This is a genomic window from Burkholderia sp. BCC0044, from assembly GCF_902832955.1.
GTDB lineage: Bacteria > Pseudomonadota > Gammaproteobacteria > Burkholderiales > Burkholderiaceae > Burkholderia.
Genome location: NZ_CADFDO010000002.1, coordinates 921,343 through 945,910, shown reverse-complemented (window position 1 = coordinate 945,910; position 24,568 = coordinate 921,343). Strand labels below are relative to the sequence as shown.

General features: G+C 61.8%; 14 protein-coding genes and 1 pseudogene. 13 read left to right on the top strand and 2 right to left on the bottom strand.

Annotated elements, in window-relative coordinates; translation table 11 throughout:
- Window positions 1-71: 71 nt before the first annotated feature.
- Window positions 72-476 carry a lysozyme inhibitor LprI family protein gene (locus HWX14_RS12780; protein WP_175883044.1) on the top strand — a complete coding sequence of 135 codons (405 nt, stop codon included), beginning with the start codon at window positions 72-74 and terminating at the stop codon, window positions 474-476.
- A 72-nt stretch (window positions 477-548) separates the two neighbouring features.
- Here HWX14_RS12780 and HWX14_RS12775 read toward each other — a convergent pair whose 3' ends face one another.
- Window positions 549-1,196, bottom strand: a complete 648-nt coding sequence (locus HWX14_RS12775) for a response regulator transcription factor (protein ID WP_006479054.1) — start codon at window positions 1,194-1,196, stop codon at window positions 549-551.
- Window positions 1,193-3,295, bottom strand: coding sequence for a PAS domain S-box protein (locus HWX14_RS12770; protein WP_175883043.1), 2,103 nt, complete (start codon window positions 3,293-3,295; stop codon window positions 1,193-1,195). Before HWX14_RS12770 ends, HWX14_RS12775 begins: the two co-directional genes overlap by 4 nt.
- 320 nt (window positions 3,296-3,615) lie before the next feature.
- On the opposite strand from HWX14_RS12770, the gene HWX14_RS12765 reads away from it, so the two are divergent.
- The 12 genes and pseudogenes from HWX14_RS12765 (at window position 3,616) to HWX14_RS12715 (ending at window position 24,359) form a co-directional block, all read left to right on the top strand.
- Window positions 3,616-4,086 (top strand): universal stress protein, encoded by a 471-nt coding sequence (locus tag HWX14_RS12765; protein ID WP_175883042.1) that lies wholly within the window; start codon window positions 3,616-3,618, stop codon window positions 4,084-4,086.
- 346 nt (window positions 4,087-4,432) lie between these two features.
- Window positions 4,433-4,939 (top strand): cupin domain-containing protein, encoded by a 507-nt coding sequence (locus tag HWX14_RS12760; RefSeq protein WP_175883041.1) that lies wholly within the window; start codon window positions 4,433-4,435, stop codon window positions 4,937-4,939.
- A gap of 185 nt (window positions 4,940-5,124) precedes the next feature.
- Window positions 5,125-6,150, top strand: coding sequence for a DedA family protein/thiosulfate sulfurtransferase GlpE (locus HWX14_RS12755; RefSeq protein WP_175883040.1), 1,026 nt, complete (start codon window positions 5,125-5,127; stop codon window positions 6,148-6,150).
- Between the two features lie 541 nt (window positions 6,151-6,691).
- Window positions 6,692-15,913 carry a hemagglutinin repeat-containing protein gene (locus HWX14_RS12750; RefSeq protein WP_244130213.1) on the top strand — a complete coding sequence of 3,074 codons (9,222 nt, stop codon included), beginning with the start codon at window positions 6,692-6,694 and terminating at the stop codon, window positions 15,911-15,913.
- A gap of 10 nt (window positions 15,914-15,923) precedes the next feature.
- A complete protein-coding gene (locus tag HWX14_RS12745; protein ID WP_244130212.1) occupies window positions 15,924-16,163 on the top strand; it encodes a hypothetical protein in 240 nt (79 codons plus the stop codon).
- 191 nt (window positions 16,164-16,354) lie between these two features.
- Window positions 16,355-17,794 (top strand): UbiA family prenyltransferase, encoded by a 1,440-nt coding sequence (locus HWX14_RS12740; RefSeq protein WP_175883039.1) that lies wholly within the window; start codon window positions 16,355-16,357, stop codon window positions 17,792-17,794.
- Complete coding sequence (locus tag HWX14_RS12735; protein WP_347879822.1) at window positions 17,791-18,999, top strand: hypothetical protein; 1,209 nt, start codon at window positions 17,791-17,793, stop codon at window positions 18,997-18,999. Before HWX14_RS12740 ends, HWX14_RS12735 begins: the two co-directional genes overlap by 4 nt.
- Entirely contained in the window at window positions 18,996-19,334 is a 339-nt protein-coding gene (locus HWX14_RS12730; protein WP_175883037.1) for a small multidrug resistance protein, read from the top strand. The genes HWX14_RS12735 and HWX14_RS12730 overlap by 4 nt, the downstream gene beginning before the upstream one ends.
- Before the next feature lie 83 nt (window positions 19,335-19,417).
- The gene (locus tag HWX14_RS12725) at window positions 19,418-21,085 is read left to right on the top strand and encodes a ShlB/FhaC/HecB family hemolysin secretion/activation protein (RefSeq protein WP_244130249.1); all 1,668 of its coding nucleotides are present in this window, start codon (window positions 19,418-19,420) and stop codon (window positions 21,083-21,085) included.
- A 156-nt stretch (window positions 21,086-21,241) separates the two neighbouring features.
- Window positions 21,242-21,358: pseudogene (locus HWX14_RS36455) on the top strand (PAAR domain-containing protein); the annotation flags it as partial.
- A 457-nt stretch (window positions 21,359-21,815) separates the two neighbouring features.
- Window positions 21,816-23,198, top strand: a complete 1,383-nt coding sequence (locus HWX14_RS12720) for an amino acid permease (RefSeq protein WP_175883035.1) — start codon at window positions 21,816-21,818, stop codon at window positions 23,196-23,198.
- Between the two features lie 225 nt (window positions 23,199-23,423).
- On the top strand, window positions 23,424-24,359 hold the full coding sequence (locus tag HWX14_RS12715; protein ID WP_175883034.1) for a universal stress protein: 936 nt from the start codon (window positions 23,424-23,426) through the stop codon (window positions 24,357-24,359).
- Window positions 24,360-24,568: the final 209 nt, after the last annotated feature.

Sequence of the window (24,568 nt, the reverse complement as noted above, 5' to 3'; positions counted from 1 at the left end):
AGCGCGGCCCATGCACACGGGGCGCAGCACGGCACCGGGTTCCCCACTTCAACGAACAACAAGGAGCATCCATGCGTGTCTTGACCGGTCTGCTGGGCTCGCTGGCGCTGGTGGCGGGCGTCGCCCATGCGCAGGCGAATTGTGCGGACGCGACGGATCAGGCGACGATGACGGCGTGTGCCGACCGCGCGTACAAGAAATCCGACGGGGAGCTGAACCGGACCTATCAGGCCGTCACCGCGCGCCTGCGCGACGCGCGGCCGCTTGCCGACAAGCTCGTGGATGCGCAGCGCGCATGGATCGCATATCGCGATGCCGAATGCCATTTCTCGAGCGCGAATGCCGAGGGCGGCAGTGCGTACCCAATGGTCGTCTCGACCTGTCTCGACGATCTGACGAAAGCGCGCACCGAAACGCTGAAGGGTTATCTGTCCTGCGAGGAGGGCGACCTCGCGTGCCCGGTGCCCGCGAAGTAACCGTTCGCGCGCGGGCCCGGTGAGCGAGGCCCGCACCACGCCGGCTAGACGTCGTCCGTTACACGTCGTCTGTTACACGTCGTCCGTTTCGTCGAGCAGCTTGTGCCGCATCGCGTAACGCACGAGCGCTGCTTCATGCGGCATCTGCATCTTTTCGAGGATCCGGGTCTTGTAGGTGCTGACCGTCTTCGCGCTCACGCATAGCGCATTGGCGATCTCGGTCAGCGTCTGGCCGGCGGCGATTCGCCGGAACACGTCGAATTCGCGGTCGGACAGCCGCTGGTGCGGCAGCGTTTCGGCCGGCTCGTTCAGGCTCTGCGCGAACTGCTCGGCCATCGCGAGGCTCACGTAGACACCGCCCGACGCCACTTTCGTGACCGCGCCGACCAGCTCCGCGCTCGCGCTTTCCTTCGTCAGATAGCCGGACGCGCCCGCGCGGAACGCCCGCACCGCGTATTGCTGCTCCGCGTGCATCGTCAGCACGAGCACGCGCAGCGCGGGCTTCTCGTCCTTGATCTGCTTGATCAGTTCGACGCCGTTGCGGCCCGGCATCGACAGGTCGAGCACGAGTACCTGCGCGGGCGTCGCCCGCACCAGCGCGATCGTCGACGGGCCGTCGAAGGCTTCGCCGGCCACCTCGAATCCGGTGGCGTTCTGGAGGATGTGCCGCAGACCGTCGCGTACGAGCGTATGGTCGTCGGCGATGAGCACCTTGATCATGTGATGAGCGTGTCCTGTTGAACGGTGGCGAGCGGAAACGCGACGGTGATCGAGAAACCGCGCGCGAGCGCGGTGTCGATCGTCACGGTGCCGCCCAGCATGTGTGCGCGTTCGCGAATGCCGATCAGGCCGAACGACTTGTCCTCGTGGGCCGGACCGCCGGGCGCCGCGCCGCGGCCGTTGTCCGCGACGCGCAGCACGCAAGCGCCTTCCTCGATGTCGAGCCGCAACGTCACGCGTGTCGCGTCCGCATGGCGCGCGACGTTCGTCAGCGCCTCCTGGACGATCCGGAACAGCGTGGTCGCGCCCGTGCTGGTGAACGTGAGGCCGCCCGTTTCGATGTGGCGCTCGACCTCGATCCCGTAGCGGTTCGTGAAATCGTTCGCGAGCCATTCGATCGCGGGCACGAGACCGAGATCGTCGAGCATCACCGGCCGCAGGTCGGCCGCGATGCGGCGCACCGACGCGACCGTCGCGTCGATCAGCCGCCGCATGCCTTGCAGATGCGTCTGCACGCCTTCGTCGGGCTGCGCGCGGCCCGGCATGCGCAGTTGCTGCTCGACGACCGACAGGTCCATCTTCAGCGCGGTGAGCTGCTGACCGAGGTCGTCGTGCAGCTCGCGCGCGATGCGGGTCTTTTCCTCTTCGCGCACGTTCTGCAGGTTCGCGGACAGTTCGCGCAATTCCTCGCGCGATTGCTTCAGCGCGTTCTCGGCGCGCAGCCGCTCGGTGATGTCGCGCAGCATCACCGTATAAAGCTTGCCCGACGCGTCGCGGATCTGCGAGATCGACGCTTCGATCGGGAATTCCTCGCCGTTGGCCCGCAGCCCGAACAGCACGCGCTGGCGGCCCATCTGCCGCTCGGACACGCCCGTCACGCCGAACTGGTCGACGTGTTTCGCGTGCGCCGCGCGGAACCGCTCGGGGATGAAGCGCGACAGCGGCGCGCCGATCGCCTCCATCGCGGACACGCCGAACACCTGCTCGGCCATCGGGTTGAAGATCACGACCGTCTGCTTCTCATCGATCGTGATGATCGCTTCCATCGACGAACGGACGATGCCCATCATCCGCGCCTCGTTGAGGCTGCCGCGGCTGCTCGCGCCGGCATCGGCGCGGCCGCGCAGCAGCGCATGGACGAGCGCCGCGAACCCGAACGACGCGATCAGCCCGGCCGCGAGCACGGTGCCGGCCGCCCGCTGCGCGCCGGTCGCGCTCGGTCGGCCGTCCGCGGAATAGGCGAGCGTCAGCGCGGTGCCGCCGAAATTCAGCACGTCGGTGCGACGCATCAGGTCGGGTGACGCCGACGCTTCGTCGGTCGTCGTCTCGACGCTGGCGATCGCGCGCGGATCGCCGCCGGCGGTCATCCACAGGTCGATCCCGCGTTCCGCGTCGAGCGCGCGCTCGACCAGGCGCCGCGGGCTCAGCGCCGCGAACAGCATCCCGTCGGCGCCGGCTTCGCGCGTGCCGGACGGCGTGGCGGCGGCCAGCCGCGAGGTCGTCACGGGCAGGAACAGCGTCAGGGTGCGGGCGTCGCGGGACGCGTCGTCGTCGGCAAGGTGGACGCCGAGCGCGATATCGCCGGTCCGCAGCGCGCGCATGAGCGGCGCCGCGTCGGACGCGCCGAAGCGCACGACCGGCGAGTTCGAGACGGGGGCGCTGAGCGTCGCTGCCGCGAGCGGATCGGCCGGCAGCGGCTTCGCGCCGGCCAGCGCGCCGCGCGCCGCGGGCGTCAGCGGCGCATAGCCGATCTGCCGGACCGGCGAGCGGCCGCTGTCGAGATCGAGCGTTTCCGCATACCGGCGCCATTGGCCGGGCGTCATGTCCGGCACGAGGCCGAACGCGCCGCGCGCGCCTTCGAGCACGGCGACACCGGCCTGCAGCTCGTGGCGCAGCATCGCGGTCACGTGTGTCGTGCGGCGCTCGAAACGCGTGTGAACGGCGCCTTGCCACTGTTCGCGCACGAGCAGCGCGACGCCGAGCGACAGCACGGCGCCCGCGCACAGCGTAACGACGCCGGCCGCGAACGGCTGGCGTAACATGATCTGGAGGCGCATGGGCCCTCGGGCGTCCCGCGTCGGGGTTCCACTGGCGGTCATTCGATGGCCATTCTGTTGTTCGGGCTGCCCGGGGCACTCGGGCAGCGCGGCAAAACCGGGGGAAACTCGCACCGGCTGCGTGCAACGACTATTTTGAGAATGAAATTGTGCGCGCTTTACACATTTTTTGTAATGGGGTCGGTTGAAATTGCGGCAAACGGCGGGAAGCAACGGGCGCGCCGGCCGCGCTTGACGCGCGTCAACCTGCGCGTCGGCGCGTGGGGCAGACTGTTCGGCAGGCAAGCCGGCACCGGGCCGGCTTGCGGTAACGGGCCGTGGTTGCGCAGTGCGCGACGCGCGCCCGGTCGGAGGAACGGACCATGTACAAGCGGATTTTCGTCGGGCTCGACAACAGCCCGAGCGCGCGTCTCGCGCTGAACGAGGCGATCCGGATCGCCTCGGCGTCCGGCGGCGAAGTGACCTGTGCGTACGTCGTCGAACATCGGCCGCAGCTCGTCGACGTCGACGCCGGCTTCGCGGCCGAGCGCGACGGCGATGTGGCCGCGACCGATGCCGCGACGCCGGTGCTCGACGACGCGAAAGCGGCGCTCGCGCAGCAGCACGTGCGCGGCACGGTGCGCGCGCTCGACGCGTACGGCGAGGACATCGCGACGGTGCTGATGCGCACGGCGGCCGAAGCCGACGCCGACCTGATCGTGATGGGCACGAGCGGGCGGCACGGCCTGCGCAGGCTGTTGCTCGGCAGCGTGGCGGAATCGCTGCTGCGCGCGGCCGACCGGCCCGTGCTGCTGGTGCGGCACGACGAGGCGGGGGCGTCGTCGGCGGCGTAAGCGACGGCGTACGGCGGCTGCCGCTGCGGCACGAGCGCCCGCGCCTGCAGTCGGCAGGATGCCGCGCGGCATCCCGGATGCCTGCGTAAGCGGGCGCGCTACGGCGTCGCGTCGTCCAACACGGCGCGGCGGGCGTCGACGATACGGCTCGCCTGCATGCGGTTGCGCACCGGCGGTTGCATCCCGGCACGCAGTTCTGGCAGCATCGGCCGGTGTCCGCTTGTTCGCCGTGCGCATGGCCGCGGCGATCGACGCAGGGACATCCGGCGGCACCCGGTCGCATGAATCAATCGCGATCGGGCAGCCCGCCGGATGCCGGTTTTCACCCTTACCGACGTCATCTGCCATGCCGATTTCCGCGACCGACCTGATTCGCCAGTTCGACCTGCAACCGCATCCCGAAGGCGGCTATTTCCGTGAAACCTACCGCGCGACCGAGCCGGTCGTGCGTCCGGCCGACGGCGCGCCACGTGCCGCGTCGACCGCGATCTACTACCTGCTCTGCGACGGCGCGTATTCGTCGTGGCATCGCATCCGCTCCGACGAGGTCTGGCATTTCTACGCAGGCGACCCGATCGAAGTATGGGTGCTCGACGCGCGCGACGGGCTGACGATCCACCGGCTCGGCAACCCGCTCACGCATCCGGGCACCGTATTCCAGGCGGTCGTGCCGGCCGGAAGCTGGTTCGGTGCGCGCTGCGCGTCGCCGGAGCACGTCGCGCTCGTCGGCTGCACCGTTGCGCCCGGGTTCGAGTTCGCGGAATTCGAGCTGGCGGATGCGGCCGCGCTGGCGGCCGAGTTTCCCGACTACGCGGAACACGTCGCGCAGCTTGCGCAGCGCTCCGACGTGTGACCGTCGCGGTCGCGTCACGCGGGGCGCAAAGCCCGTGCCGACGGCCCGTGTTCCGCGCGGTCGAGGCCAAACCCGTTTAGAATGCCCCTGATGCACCGGTCGGTCGCGGACATGCCGCGGCGGCCGTTGCGCCGCCGTACCGACGGCCCTGTCGCGCGGCCCGCATGTCTTCCAGGAGCGCCGCCGTGTGGCACTTTCCCATTGCTATTCCATCGTCGCTCGGCCCGTGGGCCGTGTTCGCGAGCGTGTTGATCACGCAGCTCGGCGTGCCGGTGCCGGCCGTGCCGATGCTGATTCTCGGCGGCACGATGGCGGCGATGGGGCAGGCGTCCTGGGTCAGCATGTTCGCGGCGGCGATCGGCGCGACGATGCTGGCCGATTCGCTGTGGTTCTTCATGGGCCGCACGCGCGGCCGGCGCCTGCTGAACGGCCTCGTGCGCTTCTCGCTGTCGCTCGACACGACGCTGCGCTTCGCGCGTAATGTATTCGAAAGGTACGGCGCGCCGCTGCTCGTGCTGTCGAAATTCCTGCCGGGCCTCGGCCTCGTGTCGGCGCCGCTGCTCGGCACGACCGCGATCGGCACCGGCGTGTTCCTGTTCTGGGATCTGGCCGGCGCGTCGCTGTGGGCGGCGTTCTGGCTGATCGGCGGCGCGGCCATTCACGACCAGATCGTCCAGTTCGTGCTGTGGGTGCGCGCGAGCGGCGGCACGATCCTCGACGCGTTCCTCGCGATCTTCATCACGTTCCTGCTGTACCGGTGGGTGCGCCGCGTGCAGTTCCGTCGCTATCTCGCGCAGGTGCGCATCTCGCCGCCGCAGCTCGTCGAGATGATGACGTCCGACGAACCGCCGCTGATCTTCGACGCGCGGCCGAAAGCGATTCGCGAACGCGAGTCGTACCGGATTGCCGGCGCGGTGCCGGTCGATCTCGATTCGCCGGACCTGCTCGACCCGGAAATGCTGAAACGGCCGATCGTCGTCTATTGCGTGTGCCCGAATGAGGCGACCGCGAAGCGGCTCATCGCGAAGATGCAGCGCAAGAAGATGATCCACAACATCCGCGCGCTGAAGGGCGGGCTCGATGCGTGGGAAAAGCACGGTTATCCGGTCGAGCCGCTGCCGGCGGATCTGGATTCGTCGCGGTATTTCGTGCGGCCTGAGCATGGTGGGTTGGAAGGCGAGTATACGGTGCGGGCGACGTTGTCGAAGTGATGCAACCAGCGTTGCAAGTTTCGGCGCTCGATAGCGCATATTTTTCCCCATCTTGATTGATATATTTTCGATACAAGCGAGTTTCGCGGCACTGTCGCCGCTTATCTTGCAATCGTTCGGCTAACAATATCATGAGCACCTGGCCGCGATCGATCGATTGGCGCAGTGCCTAAAACCACGTCGAATTTATCCCAATAAAATCTCATCCCACCTCAGAATTAACAATCTGAAAACATTATAAAAATATAATTCTTCGGAATTTTTTAACCTCTCCGGCTCCGGAGCAGGGAAGGCCGATGCTCCTCGTATCGCATTAATCATTTCTGACAGTGCGCGGTGATTGCTTCTGCTAGCATCGCGCAGTGGATAAGAGGAGACCAATTGCGAGCGCCGTCTCGCAATCGCGACATGCATGAGAGGCGTTGTCGCTCTGACTATCCGTTGCAAGCGCGTTCAAGACCACACAGCGAATTACGTTCGGTCCTATCGACGCTGAATTCAAATAAGACTGCAAGCGGGGCGCAGTGCGCGTCAACGAAGAATGAACGAGAAATGCTATCGGGTGGTGTTCAATCGCGCGCGCGGCGCGATGATGGTCGTTCAGGAAAACGGTAGTTCACCGCATGCAGTCGGGAATTCCAAAGGCGCGAGCGCGCCATCGCGCTTGCGTATCGTTTGGCAGCCGATCGCGATGGCGGCTGCATTGCTGTTTGGCGTGCCGTTATTCAGCTTCGCTCAAATCGCGCCGACTCCGGGCACGAGCACCCGTGTGATCCAGACGCAGAACGGCATCCCGCAGGTGAATATTGCCACCCCGTCAGGCGCGGGCGTGTCGGTGAACACGTACAACCAGTTCGACGTACAAAAACCAGGCGCGATCCTCAACAACTCGCCGACGATCGTGAACACGCAGCAGGCGGGGATGATCAACGGCAACCCGAACTTCGGTGCAGGCCAGTCCGCACGGATCATCGTCAATCAAGTCAACAGCAATGCGCCGTCGCAACTGCGAGGTTACGTCGAGGTCGCCGGCAATCGCGCCGAAGTGATCTTGTCGAACAGTGCCGGTATTCAGGTTGACGGCGGCGGGTTCATCAATACGTCGAGAGCCACACTGACGACGGGCACACCGTACTATGGTGCGGATGGCTCACTTTCCGGGTTCAACGTATCGCGTGGCCTGATTTCCGTCAACGGCGCGGGTTTGAATGCATCGAATGTCGATCAGGTCGATCTGATTGCCCGCGCTGTGCAGGCGAATGCAGCTATTTATGCAAAGAATCTGAACGTCGTCGCGGGTGCGAACCAAGTCAACCACGACACGCTAGCGGCAACGCCGATTGCGGGTGATGGTCCAGCGCCTGCCGTTGCGATCGACGTGAGCCAACTTGGCGGCATGTATAGTAACCGCATCCTGCTGGTGTCGAACGAATTCGGCGTCGGTGTCGCGAACGCCGGGACGATCGCTGCACAAGCAGGCGACCTGACGCTGCAATCGAACGGCCAGCTCGTACTCACGGGCAAGACGACTGCGAGCGGAAATCTCACCGCAACCGCAAACACTGTTCAAAACAGCGGCACGACGTATGCGCAACAGAGCGCAAACGTTTCAGCAGCCGGTACGTTGTCGAACAGCGGCACGCTCGCCGCACAGCAAAATACGACGGTCAGCGCAGGCAGCATCAATTCGACCGGGACGCTCGGCGCGGGGGTAAATAACGATGGTTCCGCCGGGAAAAGTGGCGATCTGAATCTGTCGAGCACTGGCCAATTGACGGCGACCGGGCAGAACGTTGCGGGTGGGAGCGCGTCGATTTCAGGTGCTGCCGTGAGCCTCGCGGGTAGCCAGACGGCCGCGAACGGTAACGTGTCGCTGAACGCAAGCGCCGGGGACTTGAACCTCTCGAATGCGACAACAAGTGCGCAGGGCGCTCTCGATGCGAACGCAGCGGGTGCGTTGATCAACGATCACGGCACGCTGTCGAGCCAAGGCAACGCAACGTTGACCGCAGGCAGCATCTCGAATCAAAGCGGCAAGATCTCGGCGCAAGGTCCGCTGAACCTGCAGTCGAACGGCGCAATCGCGAATCAGGGCGGCACACTGGTTTCCAACAATGCGATGCAGGTGCGCGGCGGTGCAATCGCGAACAACCAGGGCACGATCCAGAGCACAGCCGGAATGAATATTTCGGCAAGCTCGTTGGACAACAGCGCAGGTCGCGTGACGTCGCTGAATTCGGACGGTTTGTCCATTGCCACGACGGGGCAACTGACGAATGCGGCCGGTACGACCGCACTCGGCGCCCAAGGCGGTGTCATCGGCGGCAACGGCGGCGTGGCGATTCAATCGGGCAGCGTCGTGAACCATGGCACGGTCAGCGCGCAAACAAATCTGAATGTCGGTACGCAATCACTCGACAACGGCAGCGGTACGTTGTCGGCTGCGCAAAACGCAGTGATCAATGCGGGTACGCAGTTGACGAACGGTTCGGGCAGCATCACGGCCGGACAATCCGCGACCGTGAATGCCGCGACACTGAGTAATGATGCGGGTTCGATACAGGCCGCACAGTTGTCGCTCGGGGCGACGAATTTATCGAACCACGGCGGCACCATTACACAAACCGGGACCGGCGCAATGAATGTCGCCGTCTCGAACACACTCGATAATTCGAGCAACGGCCTTATTCAGACCAACAGCACCGACCTGAACCTGACGCCCGCGACGCTGATCAACGACCACGGGAAAATTACTCACGCCGGAAGTGGTGCGCTGTCGATTTCGACCGGCGCCTTGTCGAACCAAGGCGGCACGATCGCGACCAACGGTGCATTGAGCCTGAAAGCTGCAGCCGTCTCGAATAGCGCAGGTACGCTGGCCGCGCAGCGACAGGCTGCGCTCGACGTGCAGTCGCTCGATAACCATGCGGGCGGCTACGTCGGTGCGGACAGCATTACGCTGAAGGCTCAAGGCGCTGTCGATAACCGTGCGGGCACGCTCGAAGCGAACAACGGCGTTTCAGTGACAGCCGACAGCCTCGCCAATGATGGAGGTTCGCTTACAAACGTAGGCACGAGCGCGCTGTCGGTTACGACGACAAATGCACTGACGAATACGGCGGGCGGCACCATTGGCGGCAACGGGAACGTCTCGGTGTCGGCAGGCAGCGTCGATAATTCCGGTGGCTCGGTGCTGGCTGGACAGGCGCTTTCGGCGCAGTCGAACGGTGCGATCGCGAATGCAGCCGGTCTTGTTCAGGCGAACGGGAATCTGTCGCTGCGAGCACAGGGCGCGATCAATAACAACGCAGGGCAAATCGAAGCGAACGGCACGAATTCGACGCTCGCGCTGTCGGGGAGCAACGTCGACAACAGCGACGGGCGTATCGCGAATATCGGCAGCGGTGCAACGACGATCGACGGCGGCGCGTCGATCACGAACACGAACGCGTCCGGCAAAGCGGGGGCGGGCACGATCGGCGGGAATGGCGATGTTACGCTGACTGCGCAAACGTTGACGAATGCTCAAGGCGGTCAGACGGTTTCCGGCCACGATCTGACGTTGAACGTTGCAAATAACGTAAGTAATGCGAGTGGTGTACTGTCGGCCGCGAACAACCTCAAGCTGAGCGCGGCAAACGCTGCGCTGTCGAATCAGGCCGGATCGATCCGTGCAAACGGTGCACTGTCATTGAACACGGCATCGATCGACAACACGTCCGGCAAAATCGGCAACGACGCAGGCAGCGGCGGCAGTATTTCGATCCAGACCGGCACGTTTGCCAACCAGAACGGCGTTATCGGCAGCGATCAGGACCTGACATTGACCGCGAATGCGTTGAGCGGTAACGGATCGATCGTAGCAGGCCGAAACGGTGCGGTGACACTCGGGAGCGACTACACGCAGACCGCGGCAAGCAAGTTGCACGCAAACGGTGACCTCACGTTTTCCACGTCGGGAAAGCTGACGAACCAAGGCGTGCTGGACGCCAACGGCGCGCTGACGGTGAATGCCGCGAACGTTGAAAACCAGGCGGGCGCCGATCTGAATTCCAGCACGACGACAATCAACGCCAACGGCGGCACGATCGATAACGCAGGTCGCATCGAAGGCGATACGGTCGCGACCAACAGCGCGACGCTGAACAACACCGCGACGATCATCGGCCGCGAAGTGACCGCCAATGCGAGCACGATTACCAATACCGGTGCAGCGGCGGTGATCGCCGCAGCCGAACGGGTGAATTTGTACGCGTCCAACCAGTTGTCGAACACGGGCGGCGCGAATGTCTTCAGCGTTGGCGACATCAATATCGCCGCGAACGGTCAGCGAGACGCGAACGGGTTTCTCGCGAACCGTACACAAAATGTCTTGAACGATCAGTCCACGATCGAAGCGCAAGGCAGTATCGAACTCGCGGCTGGCACGTTCACGAACACGCGTCCGGCTCCAGTGGTGACCACTGAAACCACGAGCACGACGGGTAAACACGAAACCAAGCGTCAGAAGTACATCGTGTGCGCGACGATGAACGCGGACCCGAACGGCGGGTGCTCGCAGGCAATGTGGGTGAACGGCTATAAGACGCCGCTCACCTCGACCTATAGCCCTTCGCAGGTTGTATCGGAAACGTCCGGACCGAACGCGACTGACAAGGTGTTGGTCGTGAACGTGAACGGCAAGCAGCAGACGATTTACTACAACACGCTGACGACCAACGCTGACGGTACGGTTACGGTCAACTACTGGGATGCGTACGATCCGCACGTCAACTACGTTCCGGATACGGAATACACGACGCGCAGCGACGGCCACAACGGTTATCAGCGTGTCGAAATCTGGCGCGACACGACGACCACCGTTCAGCAGGACAAGATTGCAAGCCAGGCGCAGCAAGCGCAACTCGTGGCTGGCAACAACATCGTGATGAAGAACGTTGGCACGATCAATAACGAATACAGCTCGATTGCGGCGGGCAGGTCGATCAAGATCGGCGATTCGGATGTGTCCGGCAGTGCAGGTTCAGGCAGCTACGGTGGCACGGTCGTGAACAACGTCGGGCGGACGCTGTATCAGTATCAGACCGACAACATCGTATCGATGTACGCGTGGAACGAGGATACGACGCAGGATCGCGGCACGATCGTTCAACCTTCGAAGGTGTATACGCCGGTTGCCATCGGCGGCACGGGCGGCACGATCATCGCCAACCAGTCGGTGATCATCGACGCGAAGGACGTCAACAACCAGAACGTTGCCGCGCAGAATTCTTCGACGGGAGCAACTGGCGGCACGCTTGGAAATAATTCGGCGAATGAGGGCGTATCCGGTGGCAAGTTGACGCCGGTCGGAGCCGCAGGCGGCTCGTCGACACCGGTTGGCGCGCAGCAATCGGTCGCGAATGCGTCGGGCGCGCTGCCGATCACGGTGCCGACGAGCGGTCTTTATTCGATTCACGACGCCCCGGGTCAGCCGTATCTGATCGTGACCGATCCGCGCCTGACGAGCTATACGAAGTTCATTTCGAGCGACTACATGCTCGGCCAGTTGAACCTCAACCCGGCGAGCATCGAAAAACGCCTGGGTGACGGGATGTACGAGCAGCAGATGGTGCGCAATCAGATCACGCAACTGACGGGACGCACGTTCTTGCCGGGCTACGCGAGTGCCGAGGATGAATATCGTGCGCTGATGACGAACGGGGCGAACTACGCAAAAGAGTTCGGCCTGGTGCCGGGAATGGCGCTGACGGCCGCGCAAATGGATGCGCTGACGAGCGATATCGTATGGCTGGTCGATCAGACGGTAACGTTGCCGAACGGCAGCACGACGCACGTGCTGGCTCCCGTCGTCTACATGGCGCAGACGCATGCGAACGATCTGCAACCGACTGGCGCGTTGATCGCGGCGGACGATGTGGAAATTCATGCGACGGGTAGCGCAACGAATTCCGGCGTGATCAAGGGCGGAACGAAAACCGTGCTGACGGCGACGGACATTTTGAATCGTGGCGGTACGATTGCGAGTAGCGGCAAGAACGGCACGACGGTCGTGTCGGCGAGCAACGATGTCGTGAATGCGTCGGGGATGATTACCGGCAATCGGGTCGCAGTGTCGGCCGGTCGCGATATCGTCAATACAACGTTGGTCGATGCGGTGGGCGCAACGGGTGCATCGGGCGCAAGCAAGGTCAGCACGAGTCTGATCGGCCAGCAAGGCACGATCGCGGCAACGGGTGATCTGTCCGTTCAGGCCGCACGCGATCTGAGCATTCACGGCGCGAATTTGTCGGCCGGTGGCGACGCACTCGTGACGGCAGGCCGGGATATCAGCGTCGATGTGGTTCAGTCCACGACAAACCAATCGATGTATCTGAATGATCAGCATCATTGGGAAGAATCCACGACGAAGAACGTGACGAGCGGCATCACTGCAGGCGGTAGCTTGGGGATGCAAAGCGGCAACGACATGACGCTGAAGGGCGCGACTGTATCGGCCGGGAAAGACTTGTCTGCGCTTGCAGGCGGGAATTTGACGGCAACGACGGTCACGGATACCGCGAAGCTCGACAATGTGGCGGCGGACAGCAAGACGCGTAAGGAAGTCGATCACAACTATGACGAGCACGCTGTTGGCACGCAATTCACGGCAGGCGGCAATGCGACGCTCGGGGCGGCGAGCACCGATGTATCGAAAGGCAACGTCACACTGACAGGTTCGTCGCTCACCGCGGGCATGACGAACGGCGTTGAGAACGGCACCGGTGCGGCGAACATCGTTGCAACTGGCAACGTCACGGTGAACGTGGCCCGCGAGGAACACGACAAGTACCAGTCAGTGCAGGTCCAACGCGGCAGCTTCGTCAGCAGCACGAAAACCGATTCGATGCAGAATACGCAGGCGAATGTCGGTGTCGGCAGTACCGTGTCGGGTAATACGGTCAACATTCAGTCAGGCCGTGACCTGACCGTTCAAGGTAGCACGGTCGTAGGGACGAACGATGTCAATCTCTCGGCGGCTAACAACGTCAATATCACCACGTCCAAGGATACGGTCACGCAGGACAGCTACTATCACGAAACGCATTCGGGTATTGGAACCAGCGGCTTGAGCGTGAGTATTGGCACGCAGAAGAAGACCGATACGGATCATGCATCGTCGGTTACGAACAACGCGAGCACGGTGGGTTCGCTCAATGGCGATCTGACTATCAAGGCTGGCGATACGTTGCACGTGACAGGTAGCGACTTGATCGCCCGGAAGAATTTGACCGGCGTAGCGTCGAATGTTGTGATCGATTCGGCAACCGATACCAGCAACAGGACCCATAGTGAGACAACCAGTAGCAGTGGCGTCACGCTCGGCTTGTCGGGCAGCATCGGCGACGCGATCAACGGTGCGTATCAACAGGCTCAGGCGGCAAAGAGCGGTGCCGGTGACAGTCGTGCGACGGCCCTGCACGCGATTGCAGCGGCAGGTAATGCAGCGATGGGTGTAGCTGGTTTGACGGGCGGTGCGCTTGCTGGCGGCGGCACGCCTAGCATCGGCGTTCAAGTCAGTGTCGGATCGAGTCATAGCAGACTCGATACGTCGGAAAATCAGACGACGCAGCGCGGATCGAGCGTCAGCGCTGGCGGTACCACATCGCTGATTGCGACGGGTAACGGCACGCCGGGCAGCGGCAATATTACTGTGGCCGGTTCGAATGTCTCGGGCAACGACGTGTTGCTGGTCGCGAAGAATCAGATTGACTTGAAGAACACGACGAACACCGATTCGACGCGTAGTTCGAATTCGTCATCGAGCGCCAGCGTCGGCATGTCGATTGGCACGAACGGTATCGGAGTGTCGGCCGCCATGTCGCGCGCACACGGCGACGGCAACAGTGATGCCGCAATGCAGAACAATTCGCACGTGACCGGTGCGAACAGCGTGACGCTTCTCAGCGGCGGCAATACGAACGTGATCGGGTCCAATGTGAACGGCGGCAAGGTCACGGCGGACGTGGGCGGAAACCTGAACGTGCAGAGTGTACAAGACACGACGTATAGCACGGCACATCAAAGCAGCGCGGGCGGCGGGTTCAGCGTCAGCACGATGGGCGGCGGGAGTGCAAGCTTTAGCGCGCAGAACGGCCATGCGGATGGCAATTATGCCGGCGTGAACGAACAGGCCGGGATTCAGGCGGGTGACGGCGGTTTCAATATCAACGTCAAGGGCAATACCGACCTGAAGGGTGCATATATCGGCAGCACGGCCGATGCGTCGAAGAACACGTTGACGACCGGTACGTTGACGACCAGCGATATCGAAAATCACTCGCACTACGCGGCGGATAGCAACGGATTTAGTGCGGGCGTAGGCGTGGGCAACACTGGCAAGGCGATCGGACCGGGGTCGGTCAGTGGATCGGGTGGCGTAACGCCGATGATTTCGCAGTCGGACAGCGGCGATGAGCAATCGACTACGCGTAGCGGCGTAAGTGCCGGCACAATCAATATCACGAATCCGGCAAATCAGACGCAGGACGTGGCGAACCTGAACCGCGACACGTCGAATCTGAACGGAACGGTATCGAAGACCCCAGACATGCAGAATCTGCTGGATAAGCAAGCCGACACGATGAATGCAGCGCAAGCGGCCGGCCAGGTGGTGGCGCAAGGCATCGGGGCGTATGCCGACATGAAGCGCTCGGACGCCCTGAAGGCCGCACAGGCGGCATCGGATAGCGGCGATATCGAAGGCATGGTGTCGGCGCTGAAGGACTACAACAATTGGCGCGAAGGTGGAGATTCGCGTGCGGCGCTCCAAATGGGAGGCGGCGCTCTCATTGGTGGCCTTGGCGGCGGTGGATTCGGCGCAATCGGCGGCGCGGCGGGAGCAGGGTTGTCATCAAAGCTTGCTGAACAGACCAAAGCATTCAGCGACAGCGTTGGAAACGCGACGGGTTCGTCTCTGATTGGCAACATTAGCGCGAACATTCTTTCAGGGCTGGCCAGCGCTTTGGTTGGCGGTAGCGCAGGCGCTGCGACCGCATCGAACGTTAATCTCTACAATGCGGGAAATGATGCTGGCGAAGCGAAGGACAATGACAAGGCGCGCAAGCTGATTGAAAACACTGTTGGCAAGGCAGTAGCGGATCAGTTAGCGGCGATGGACAATTACTCGGTCAGCAAGCTGATCGATCAATTCATTGGGCTGATGCAGGCAGGTGCTAAAGCAAAGATGTCGGAATCGCCGACGGCCTTGATCAGTCAGAGTATTGCAACGGGAGCGGGTGCGGTCGTCGGCGTGGGCGGCGGTAAGCCCCCTACGAGTCCGGGAGCGGTACTGGTGAATTCGTCGGCAGGCCAAGCCGCTGATGCTGCACTTACCGCAACGGGTCGGACACCGCCGAACGCAATTTTGAACAGTGGAAGTGACGACAATGCACAGGTCACAGGAAGTGGTGCTCGCGATGTCAAAGTAAGCGACTATCAGAAGGCAGCGGATCAACCCTATAACGAGTCCGGCTTATCTGCGGCAGCTAGAGCGTGGGATAAGCATGCCGGCCGTCCAGGAGGAACATTTGAACCGCTCACAGGCTCTATTGCTGATAAAAATGCTGCGGCTAGCGATTTCGTGAGTAGCGTTCTGAACAATCCCAATAGAACTCGGACCGAACTTTCTCGCGGAGGCGTCGAATTCCGCTTGCCTAGCGGACAAGGAATACGATTTAATGCAGACGGCTCTTTTTCTGGAATTTTGGACCCCAAAAAATAAGGTGAATAGCGTGTCGAAATTTGATATTGATTTTGTTAGTGACATGGATCACGAGCACCTTATGGCGGAGATCAGCTTTGAGGGGCAAAGACTGTGCATTATCGACAAGGAATACGGAAATGATGATATGCGGATTGAATTTTTGGTTGATTTGTACGTTCTGCCAGAAAGCGTAAAAATGAAATTCAATCTTGATGATTTTATTGAGGCGATTAATTCTGCGAGGAATGAGTTGCGGAAGTGCGCCTAGTTTTTTACGAGGTTGGCTGAGCTTTTAATCCGAGATCTGCGACGTTGGATCAAGAAGAGGTGGCGATCTCCATGATCGTGGGTTTGCCGTTAGCTGTGCCGCACAAACATAATTTGAGGGGATCGGAAATTTTAGGCGAAATATAACGAATATATGTAGTATGGCACCCCGTTTAAGTTGAATCACAAGAAATGCGAGAGACCAGAAAATTTCCACTCGTGGTTGATCTTGACGGCACGTTGACAACTTCGGATACCTTGATGGAATCCGTGATACGTGTCGTCAAGCGAAAGCCTGCAAACCTCCTGCGCCTGCCTTTCTGGCTCGCGGGCGGTCGCGCCGCCTTCAAGGCCAAGGTCGCAGAGCATGCCGATTTTCGAGCGGAAACAATTCCATACCGGAAGTCGCTCATCGACTACCTCACCCGTGAACGCGAGAACGGTCGGAAAATCGTGCTTGCAACTGCCGCACATTGTTCGATCGCTGAGCGTGTCAGCACGCATCTTGGCCTGTTCGATCGCGTCATCGCTACCAGTGACGACACGAATCTCAAGGGAGAGGCGAAACTGGCCTGCATTCGCGAGCAGATCGGCGACGACTTCGTGTATGCGGGTGACAGCAAAGCCGATTTGCCCGTTTGGACTGGCGCGAGAGGTGCCGTACTTGCCGGCGTTTCATCGGATGTCGGCGCGGACGTTCGCAGCCACGTTCCCATCGAACACGAGTTCACGAATGTCCGTGCAACGTTCTCCACATGGTGCAAGGCCCTGCGTGTTCACCAGTGGCTAAAGAACCTGCTGCTGTTCGTCCCACTGCTGACGGCCTTTGCGTTCCTTGATGTCGACAAAGTCAGCGTGCTCGCACTGGCGTTCTTGTCAATGTCGCTTGGCGCGTCGGCAACCTACATCGGCAACGATCTTTGGGATCTGGACAGTGATCGCAGACATCCAAGAAAGCGCAATCGTCCGTTTGCGAGCGGGGTGTTGTCGATCAGTCAAGGCATCACGTGCGCAGCGGTACTGCTGACATTGGCGTTTGCATTGGCGTTGGCGGTGTCAGCCGAATTTACCGGCATGTTCGCGCTCTATCTGTTCCTGACGACCGCGTACAGCTGGCGTTTGAAGTCAGTCGTGCTACTCGATGTGGTCGTTCTGTCATTGCTGTACACGTACCGAATCGTCGCAGGGGCAGTTGCAGCGGAGATTATGGTGAGTCGATGGCTCCTTGCATTCTCAGTGTTTGCGTTTCTCAGCCTCGCGCTCGTGAAACGTTGCTCAGAGTTGGTGTTCTTACGCCAGAGCGACAAAAACGCGACGGCCGGTCGGGATTATCGAGTGAGCGACCTCGAAGTCCTTTGGCCGTTTGGCATCGGCGCCTCCCTCGCTGCGGTGGTCGTGTTTGGTCTGTTCATCAATGCCCCGGAAACGGTAGCTCGTTACACGGTTCCGCATCTTCTCTGGTTCGTGCAGATCGGGTTGATCTACCTGTTCGGTCGTCTATGGATCGCAACAGTGCGTGGCGTCATGCACGACGATCCGATAGTCCATATTCTCGAGAATCGCGGTAGCTTCAGCATGCTTTGCATCATGGTGGCGATCGTGCTGGCCGCTCACTTCTTGCCAGCTCCGTGAGCGGCACAATTGCTATGACAGAAAAAAACCGAAACCGCGTGCTGGCGTTCTGCCGCTTCGCCATCGTCTATGTGCTGCTGTTTGTATGCGCGGGAAACATCACGAACAGCATGTTGCTGAAGTGGGGTTTTCGTGACGACCAGAAAGGGGATTTTGCAACCAGCTACAGCCTCGTCGGCATGATGAACGGCGAGGCACCGAAGCCGTATGTCTATCGCTCGTCGTTCCCGCGAGCCGAAAAATGGGTAGCCGAGCGGCTTGGGCAGGAAAAGCAGGAAAAGCTTTTCAAATCGATCAAACGACATGATTCGCTGCACAACACCTATTTCGCAAGTGTGCCGGACGAATACTGGACACCGATCGTGGCGCTCGTCTATCACCTGACGTACATCGCGATCGTGTTGTCGACGCTGTTCGCGCTGTTGCTGGTCTACAGGCTGGCCAGACTACACGGCCTGAACTTCGGGCAATCCGTTGGCTTTCTGGCGGCGTTCGGCTTCGTCTATCCGCTCACCTTTCAGCAGGGCGGTTACTACTATGACTTTTTCGAACTGCTCGGCGTACTCGGTGCCTGCTATTTCCTGTTGAAGAAGCGGATGCTGGCATGCACGTTGATGGTTTCCATCTTCTCCCTGAACAAGGAAACGTTCTTCCTTGTTCCACTCGCGCTATTTTTCCTGCACGAGCGCGACGTTCCGGTATTGAAGCGAGTCGGTTGGCTGGTGCTGCAGCTTGTGATCTGCGTGGGCACGCGCCATTTCATCATGAGCGGCTACGACGCGAATGCGGGTGGTTTCGTCGAATTTCACGTTTGGGATAACCTGAGGTTCTGGCTTAATCCCTTGTCTTACCTGTCGTTCTACAACCTGATCGGCAAGGGCATCTTTACGCCAAGTCTCGAAAATCCGCTGATGCTTGTCCCGCTAGCGGTGTTCTTCGGCTCGGCGTGGCGCGCGACGCCACATCGATACCGGATCTATTTTTTTGCGGCATTCCTGCCGGTGCTGGTGTTGTTCTTCTTTTTCGGCTACCGCGATGAGGCGCGAAACTTTTCGGTCGTCTTTCCCGCCATCGTGCTGATCGCGCTCCATGGCGCGAATCGGTTCAATATGATTTTTGATGGGAACACGGGCGCATCCGATGACATCCGCACAAACACCAGGCCGCGGCCGGATGTGGCAGTCGTGACGGAGGCCGCGCGGTGAACTGGCTGATCGTCGTCGCAAGTGGTTTTTTCGGTGGTCTCGCGAGCATATTGCTCCGAGTTGCGGCTCTCAAGGGAATCGCACTTGGTGAATCGAGCATGTTGCCATGGATCGCCCGCGGGGCAGCCATAGGTGCCTATGGTGTCGGCTTCCTCCTTTACGCAATCGCGCTGCGCAGAACAACGCTAGGCGTTGCGTATCCGGCGATGGTGGCGATTTCCATGCTTGTGGTGCTGTCGTTTACTGCGCTACACGAACACCTGTTGCGGCCGATGCAGGTCGTCGGTGCTGTCGTCATCCTGATTGGGGTCTGGATGGTCACGCGGTACGCGTAATCGAGAGAATCAAATACATGAAGAAGAAAATCCGAGGGGGGAGCCTTGTCGCCGGGTCGTTGCTTATCGCATCGACCTGTGCGATGGCACAATCGGTACAGCCGCTTGGTAACGAACAACAGGCACGTCAGCAGGAGGAAGCGCGCGAGCGTGAACGAATCGTTTCCGCGCCGGGAGTTCGTTCGAGTGTCGCGGCGAGTGCAGGCTATCCACAGCTTCCGGCCGAAACACCATGCTTCCGCATTGATCGTTTCACGGTCGACGTTCCCGATTCGCTGCCGGACGGCGTGAAAGCGCAGGGCGCGTCCGTACTGCCCATGGATCGCTTCGCGTTCGCGCGCGAATGGCTTGAACACTACACGGGGCAGTGCGTTGGCAAGCAAGGGCTTGATGTGCTCATCAAGGCGCTGTCGCAAGACATTTTGTCGCGCGGCTACATCACGACGCGCGTGCTGCTCCCCGAACAGGATTTGTCGTCCGGTACGTTGAAAGTCTCGCTGATTCCCGGCGTGATCCGACACGTGCGTTTCGCTGACGAAAAACTGCGCGGCACATGGAAAACCGCATTCCCGACACGCGACGGCGAACTGTTGAACCTGCGCGACCTTGAGCAAGGTTTGGAGCAGATGAAGCGCGTACAGAGTCAAGACGTATCGATGCAGATCGTTCCGGGCGACGTACCTGGCGAAAGCGATGTCGTGCTCGATGTGAAGCGTGGCAAACCGTGGACTGTGGTGGCGTCGATCGACAACTCGGGCACGCGCGCGACCGGCAAGCTGCAAGGCAACCTGTCGATCGGCATCGACAATCCGCTCGGGCTAAACGACATCTTCAACGTCGGCGTGAGCCAGGACCTTGAACTTGGCGACAAGCGCCTTGGTTCGCACGGCTGGAACGGTTTCTACTCGATCCCTTGGAGCTACTGGACCGCGACGTTATCGGCCTACACGAACACGTACTACCAGCAAATCGCTGGCGTGAATCAAACATTCGTTGCAAGCGGCAATTCAAAGACGGTCGATTTCAAGCTCGCCCGTGTACTTGCCCGTAGCCAGAACGACGTATTCGGCGGCTATGTCCGATTGTCCCGTCGCTTCGGTCAAAGCTTCATCGAAGATACGGAAATCTCGCAACAACGGCGCAACAACACGTTCGTTGAGTTCGGCCTGACCGACCGTCACTACTTCGACGGGGCGCAGTTCGACGGTACGCTGGCGTACCGGCAGGGCGTCGGTGGCTTGGGCGCGCAGGACGACATTCTTGCCGCCGGTGGCGGTCCGACTTACCGCTTCAAGATGGCTGTACTCGACGCGAACCTGTCGGTGCCGTTTGCGATCGCGAAGCAGCCGTTCCGATACGTGACGAGCATCCACGGCCAATATACCGGGAACTCGTTGTACTACATCGATGACTTGACGATCGGCAGTCGCTACACAGTTCGCGGGTTCGACGGCGAAACGATGCTGGCGGCGGCGCGCGGCTTCTACTGGCGCAACGAGCTGCAAATGCCGGTCGGACAGACCGGACAGGCGATTTATGCAGGATTGGATTACGGCCGCGTTTGGGGGCCGCAGCCGGTTGCGTTGGTCGGTACGCAGTTGGCCGGTGCCGTAATTGGCATCAAGGGCAGCGTCGCGACGCGTTTCGGTGGCTACGGTTACGACCTGTTCGCCGGTACGCCGGTCTACAAGCCGTCTGGATTTCCGACCGCACGCGTGACGGTCGGATTTCAGGTGACGGCCCAATTTTGAGCGGGATCGTGACGCTCGCCGCGATCTCGCGTTGTATTCCGCATAGTGGGCAATGGCGAAGTCCCGACAGCAATCGAAGCAGGAAAATAGGGAACTGACCGGTTTCTGCGGCTAAGCAAGTCATTCGACACGGTCGCATGCGATGGCCCGTGTCATTCAGCCACCGGACCAAACGGCCGACAGTCGGCAACCAGCGACGACCTCTGTCGGTGCGCATGTCCCACGCCACCAAAGCTGGTGGCGTCGCAGTCGCTCTCGTCTATCCAGGTCTGAAGATCAGAACGCGCGCGCCATCCCGTGCATTCAAATCCGCCCACCGCTTTCACCCATTGCGATTTTCCCAAAATCGCCTGGCATAAAGCCAGCCATCCTCCTTATAATCCCGCCTGCATATTGCGTGGGCTTGATTGCGCACATTCGACGCACGTTCGTTCGCGCCGAAAGCGATGGATCCCGTTGCCGGTCGTCACGCGCACAGCCGCGTCGCGTGGAGCGCCCGGGCGTATTCCGTGAAAGACCCGATCCATTTTCCGGCTTGTTCAGGGAAATACGGATAATCCGTGGCGATTCCAATCGGATTAACACGGCACCCACGTCGTTTCTCATTCAGAAATCGACAACGGGGATTATTTCGTTTTCGGTTGCCAAAAAATCGGCATGAACGGTCGCGCATTGTCATCGACACAATGACGGCGGCCTGCGCGGCTGCCAGGAGACGGATTTGACGGATTTGAAACAACCAGAAGACCAGCTGCACCGCGGGCTGGAAGAGCGGCACATCAACCTGATGGCGCTCGGCGCGACGATCGGCGTCGGACTGTTCCTCGGCTCGGCCACCGCGATCCGCACGGCCGGCCCGGCCATCCTGCTGACCTACCTGCTGGGCGGCCTCGCGATCTTCCTGATCATGCGCGCGCTCGGCGAGATGGCGATCACCAACCCGGTCGCCGGCGCATTCAGCCGCTATGCGCGCGACTACCTCGGCCCGCTCGCCGGTTACCTGACCGGCTGGACCTACTGGTTCGTGTGGATCGTCACCTGCATGGCGGAAATCACGGCGGTCGGCGTCTACATGCACATGTGGTTCCCCGGCGTGCCGAACTGGATCTGGGCGCTCGCGGCGCTCTTGGCGATGGGCTCGGTGAACTTCATCGCGGTCAAACTGTATGGCGAATTCGAGTTCTGGTTCGCGCTGATCAAGATCGTCACGATCGTGCTGATGATCATCGGCGGCGGCCTGATGATCGCGTTCGGCATCGGCAACGGCGGCATCGCGACCGGCATCTCGAACCTGTGGTCGCACGGCGGCTTCATGCCCAACGGCATCAACGGCGTGATCGCCGCGCTGCCGATCGTGATGTTCGCGTATCTCGGCGTCGAGATGCTCGGCCTCACGGCCGGCGAGGCGCGCAACCCGGAGAAGTCGCTGACGAAGGCCGTGAATTCGGTGTTCTGGCGCGTGCTGATTTTCTACATCGGCGCGCTGTTCGTGATCATGTCGCTCTATCCGTGGGACCAGATCGGCACGCAGGGTAGCCCGTTCGTGATGACGTTCTCGCGGCTCGGCATTCCGGCCGCCGCCGGCATCATCAACTTCGTCGTGCTGACCGCGGCGCTGTCGTCCTGCAACAGCGGTCTGTTCAGCACCGCGCGGATGCTCTACAACCTCGCGCAGCAGGGCCAGGCGCCGGCCGCGCTCGGCCGCGTGAACCGCAGCGGCGTGCCCGTGTACGGCGTGGCCGTGTCGGTCGCGCTGCTGCTGATCGGCGTGCTGCTCAACTATCTCGCGCCGCAGCACGTGTTCACGTGGCTCACGTCGGTGTCGACGTTCGGCGCGATCTGGACGTGGTGCGTGATCCTGATCGCGCAGATGCGTTTTCGCCGCACGCTGTCGGCCGACAAGATCGCGCGCCTGCCGATCCGCGTGCCGTTCTATCCGCTCGGTTCGTTCATCGCGCTCGGCTTTCTCGTGCTGGTCGTCGTGCTGATGGCGTTCACGCCCGATACGCGTGTCGCGCTCGTGATCGGGCCGGTGTGGATCGTGCTGCTTGGCATCGCGTACGCGCTGTTCTACGCGAACCGTCCGGCCGCGTCGATGCCGACGAAGTCGTAAGCCGCGCGGGCGGGGCGCCGCGACCGTTCGCGATCGTTGATCGCGATCATGCACGCGCACGCCGGACCGCCTATGCTGAACGAACGCATCGCTTGTCCGCGCTTCGCGTGGCATCCCGCCGATCCCGGCGAGCCCGGCGGCTGTGTTCGGTCGCCGCCGCGCCGCTACCGCGCGCAGCGCCCCGTCGTCGCCCGGCGACGACGGGCACGCACGGAGACCTTCGCCATGCAGCCTGCCCAGCCCATCCCGACGCTCGCGCGGCTCGCGCTGGCCGTCGATCCGACGCCCGAATCGCTGACCGCCGCACGCTACGTGCGCACGCTGGTGCGTCCCGGCATGCGATTGCGCATCATTTGCGCGATCGACAATCCGCGCCTCGTGTTGCCCGACATTCCGCGCATCGACGCGCTGCTGACGTCCGCACGCGAGGACATGATGCGCGAAGCGCAAGCCACCTGCGCGCGGATCGCGGCGCTGTTCGCCGACAGCGGCATCGAAGTCGAACAGGTGGTCGTCGATACGTCGATCACGGGCGGCTCGGTCGCCGACGCACTGGTGAACGATACGTCGACGTGGCACGCGGACGTGCTGGCGATCGGCGCGAATCCGCATCACGGGCTGTTGCGGCTCGTCGAAGGCGCGATGTCGGACACGCTGACGAAACGCGCGCGCTGCGCGCTGCTGATCGTGCCGTCCGCCTATGCACGAACGTCGGACGGCACGCTGCAGCGGCTGATGTTCGCGGTCGACGGCAGCGAGCCGTCGCTGCACGCGGTGCGCGTCGGGCTCGGCTTCGCAGCGCCGACGACGTTGCTGTATGCGGCGTACGTGATCGATCGCGCGGTTCGTCTGACCGATATGGTGCCAGTGCGTGCGCTCGAGGACGCGTACCGTGCGGAGGGCGAGGATGCCCTCGCGAAGATCGGCCCGCTGTTCCATGCGACCGGCAATCCGACCAAGCGCGGCATCGTCGAAACGCGTCCGACCAGCGACGACGTGGCCCATGCGCTGATGCGCGACGCCGTGCACTGGCGGGCAGAGCTGCTGGTGGTCGGCACGCACGGCCGTCGCGGCATCGCCGCCTGGCTGATCGGCAGCGTCGCGCGGCGGGTCGCGCATCTCGCGGAGGTGCCGGTGCTGCTGGTGCGGGGTGCGGAATGAATCGCGCATCGTCGCGATCGAAGCGGGTTTGGATTGACCTGCATCAAAACGCCACGCACATCGCATGAGACAGTGATGCACATCCGGTGACGCGGGTGGTCTGTCGTGCACGCGCAAAGCCACCGCATGCATGCGAGTGACGATCTCGCCGCACGCGTCGCCGTCACATCATTTTCAGGAACCGCGCCACGCATTTATTCGGCGCGTCA

What these genes read in the sequence shown, in the direction of transcription:
- HWX14_RS12780 (WP_175883044.1), top strand. Translation starts at nt 72, where the DNA reads ATGCGTGTCTTGACCGGTCTGCTGGGCTCGCTGGCGCTGGTGGCGGGC.
- HWX14_RS12775 (WP_006479054.1), bottom strand. Translation starts at nt 1,196, where the DNA reads ATGATCAAGGTGCTCATCGCCGACGACCATACGCTCGTACGCGACGGT.
- HWX14_RS12770 (WP_175883043.1), bottom strand. Translation starts at nt 3,295, where the DNA reads ATGACCGCCAGTGGAACCCCGACGCGGGACGCCCGAGGGCCCATGCGC.
- HWX14_RS12765 (WP_175883042.1), top strand. Translation starts at nt 3,616, where the DNA reads ATGTACAAGCGGATTTTCGTCGGGCTCGACAACAGCCCGAGCGCGCGT.
- HWX14_RS12760 (WP_175883041.1), top strand. Translation starts at nt 4,433, where the DNA reads ATGCCGATTTCCGCGACCGACCTGATTCGCCAGTTCGACCTGCAACCG.
- HWX14_RS12750 (WP_244130213.1), top strand. Translation starts at nt 6,692, where the DNA reads ATGAACGAGAAATGCTATCGGGTGGTGTTCAATCGCGCGCGCGGCGCG.
- HWX14_RS12740 (WP_175883039.1), top strand. Translation starts at nt 16,355, where the DNA reads ATGCGAGAGACCAGAAAATTTCCACTCGTGGTTGATCTTGACGGCACG.
- HWX14_RS12725 (WP_244130249.1), top strand. Translation starts at nt 19,418, where the DNA reads ATGGCACAATCGGTACAGCCGCTTGGTAACGAACAACAGGCACGTCAG.
- HWX14_RS12715 (WP_175883034.1), top strand. Translation starts at nt 23,424, where the DNA reads ATGCAGCCTGCCCAGCCCATCCCGACGCTCGCGCGGCTCGCGCTGGCC.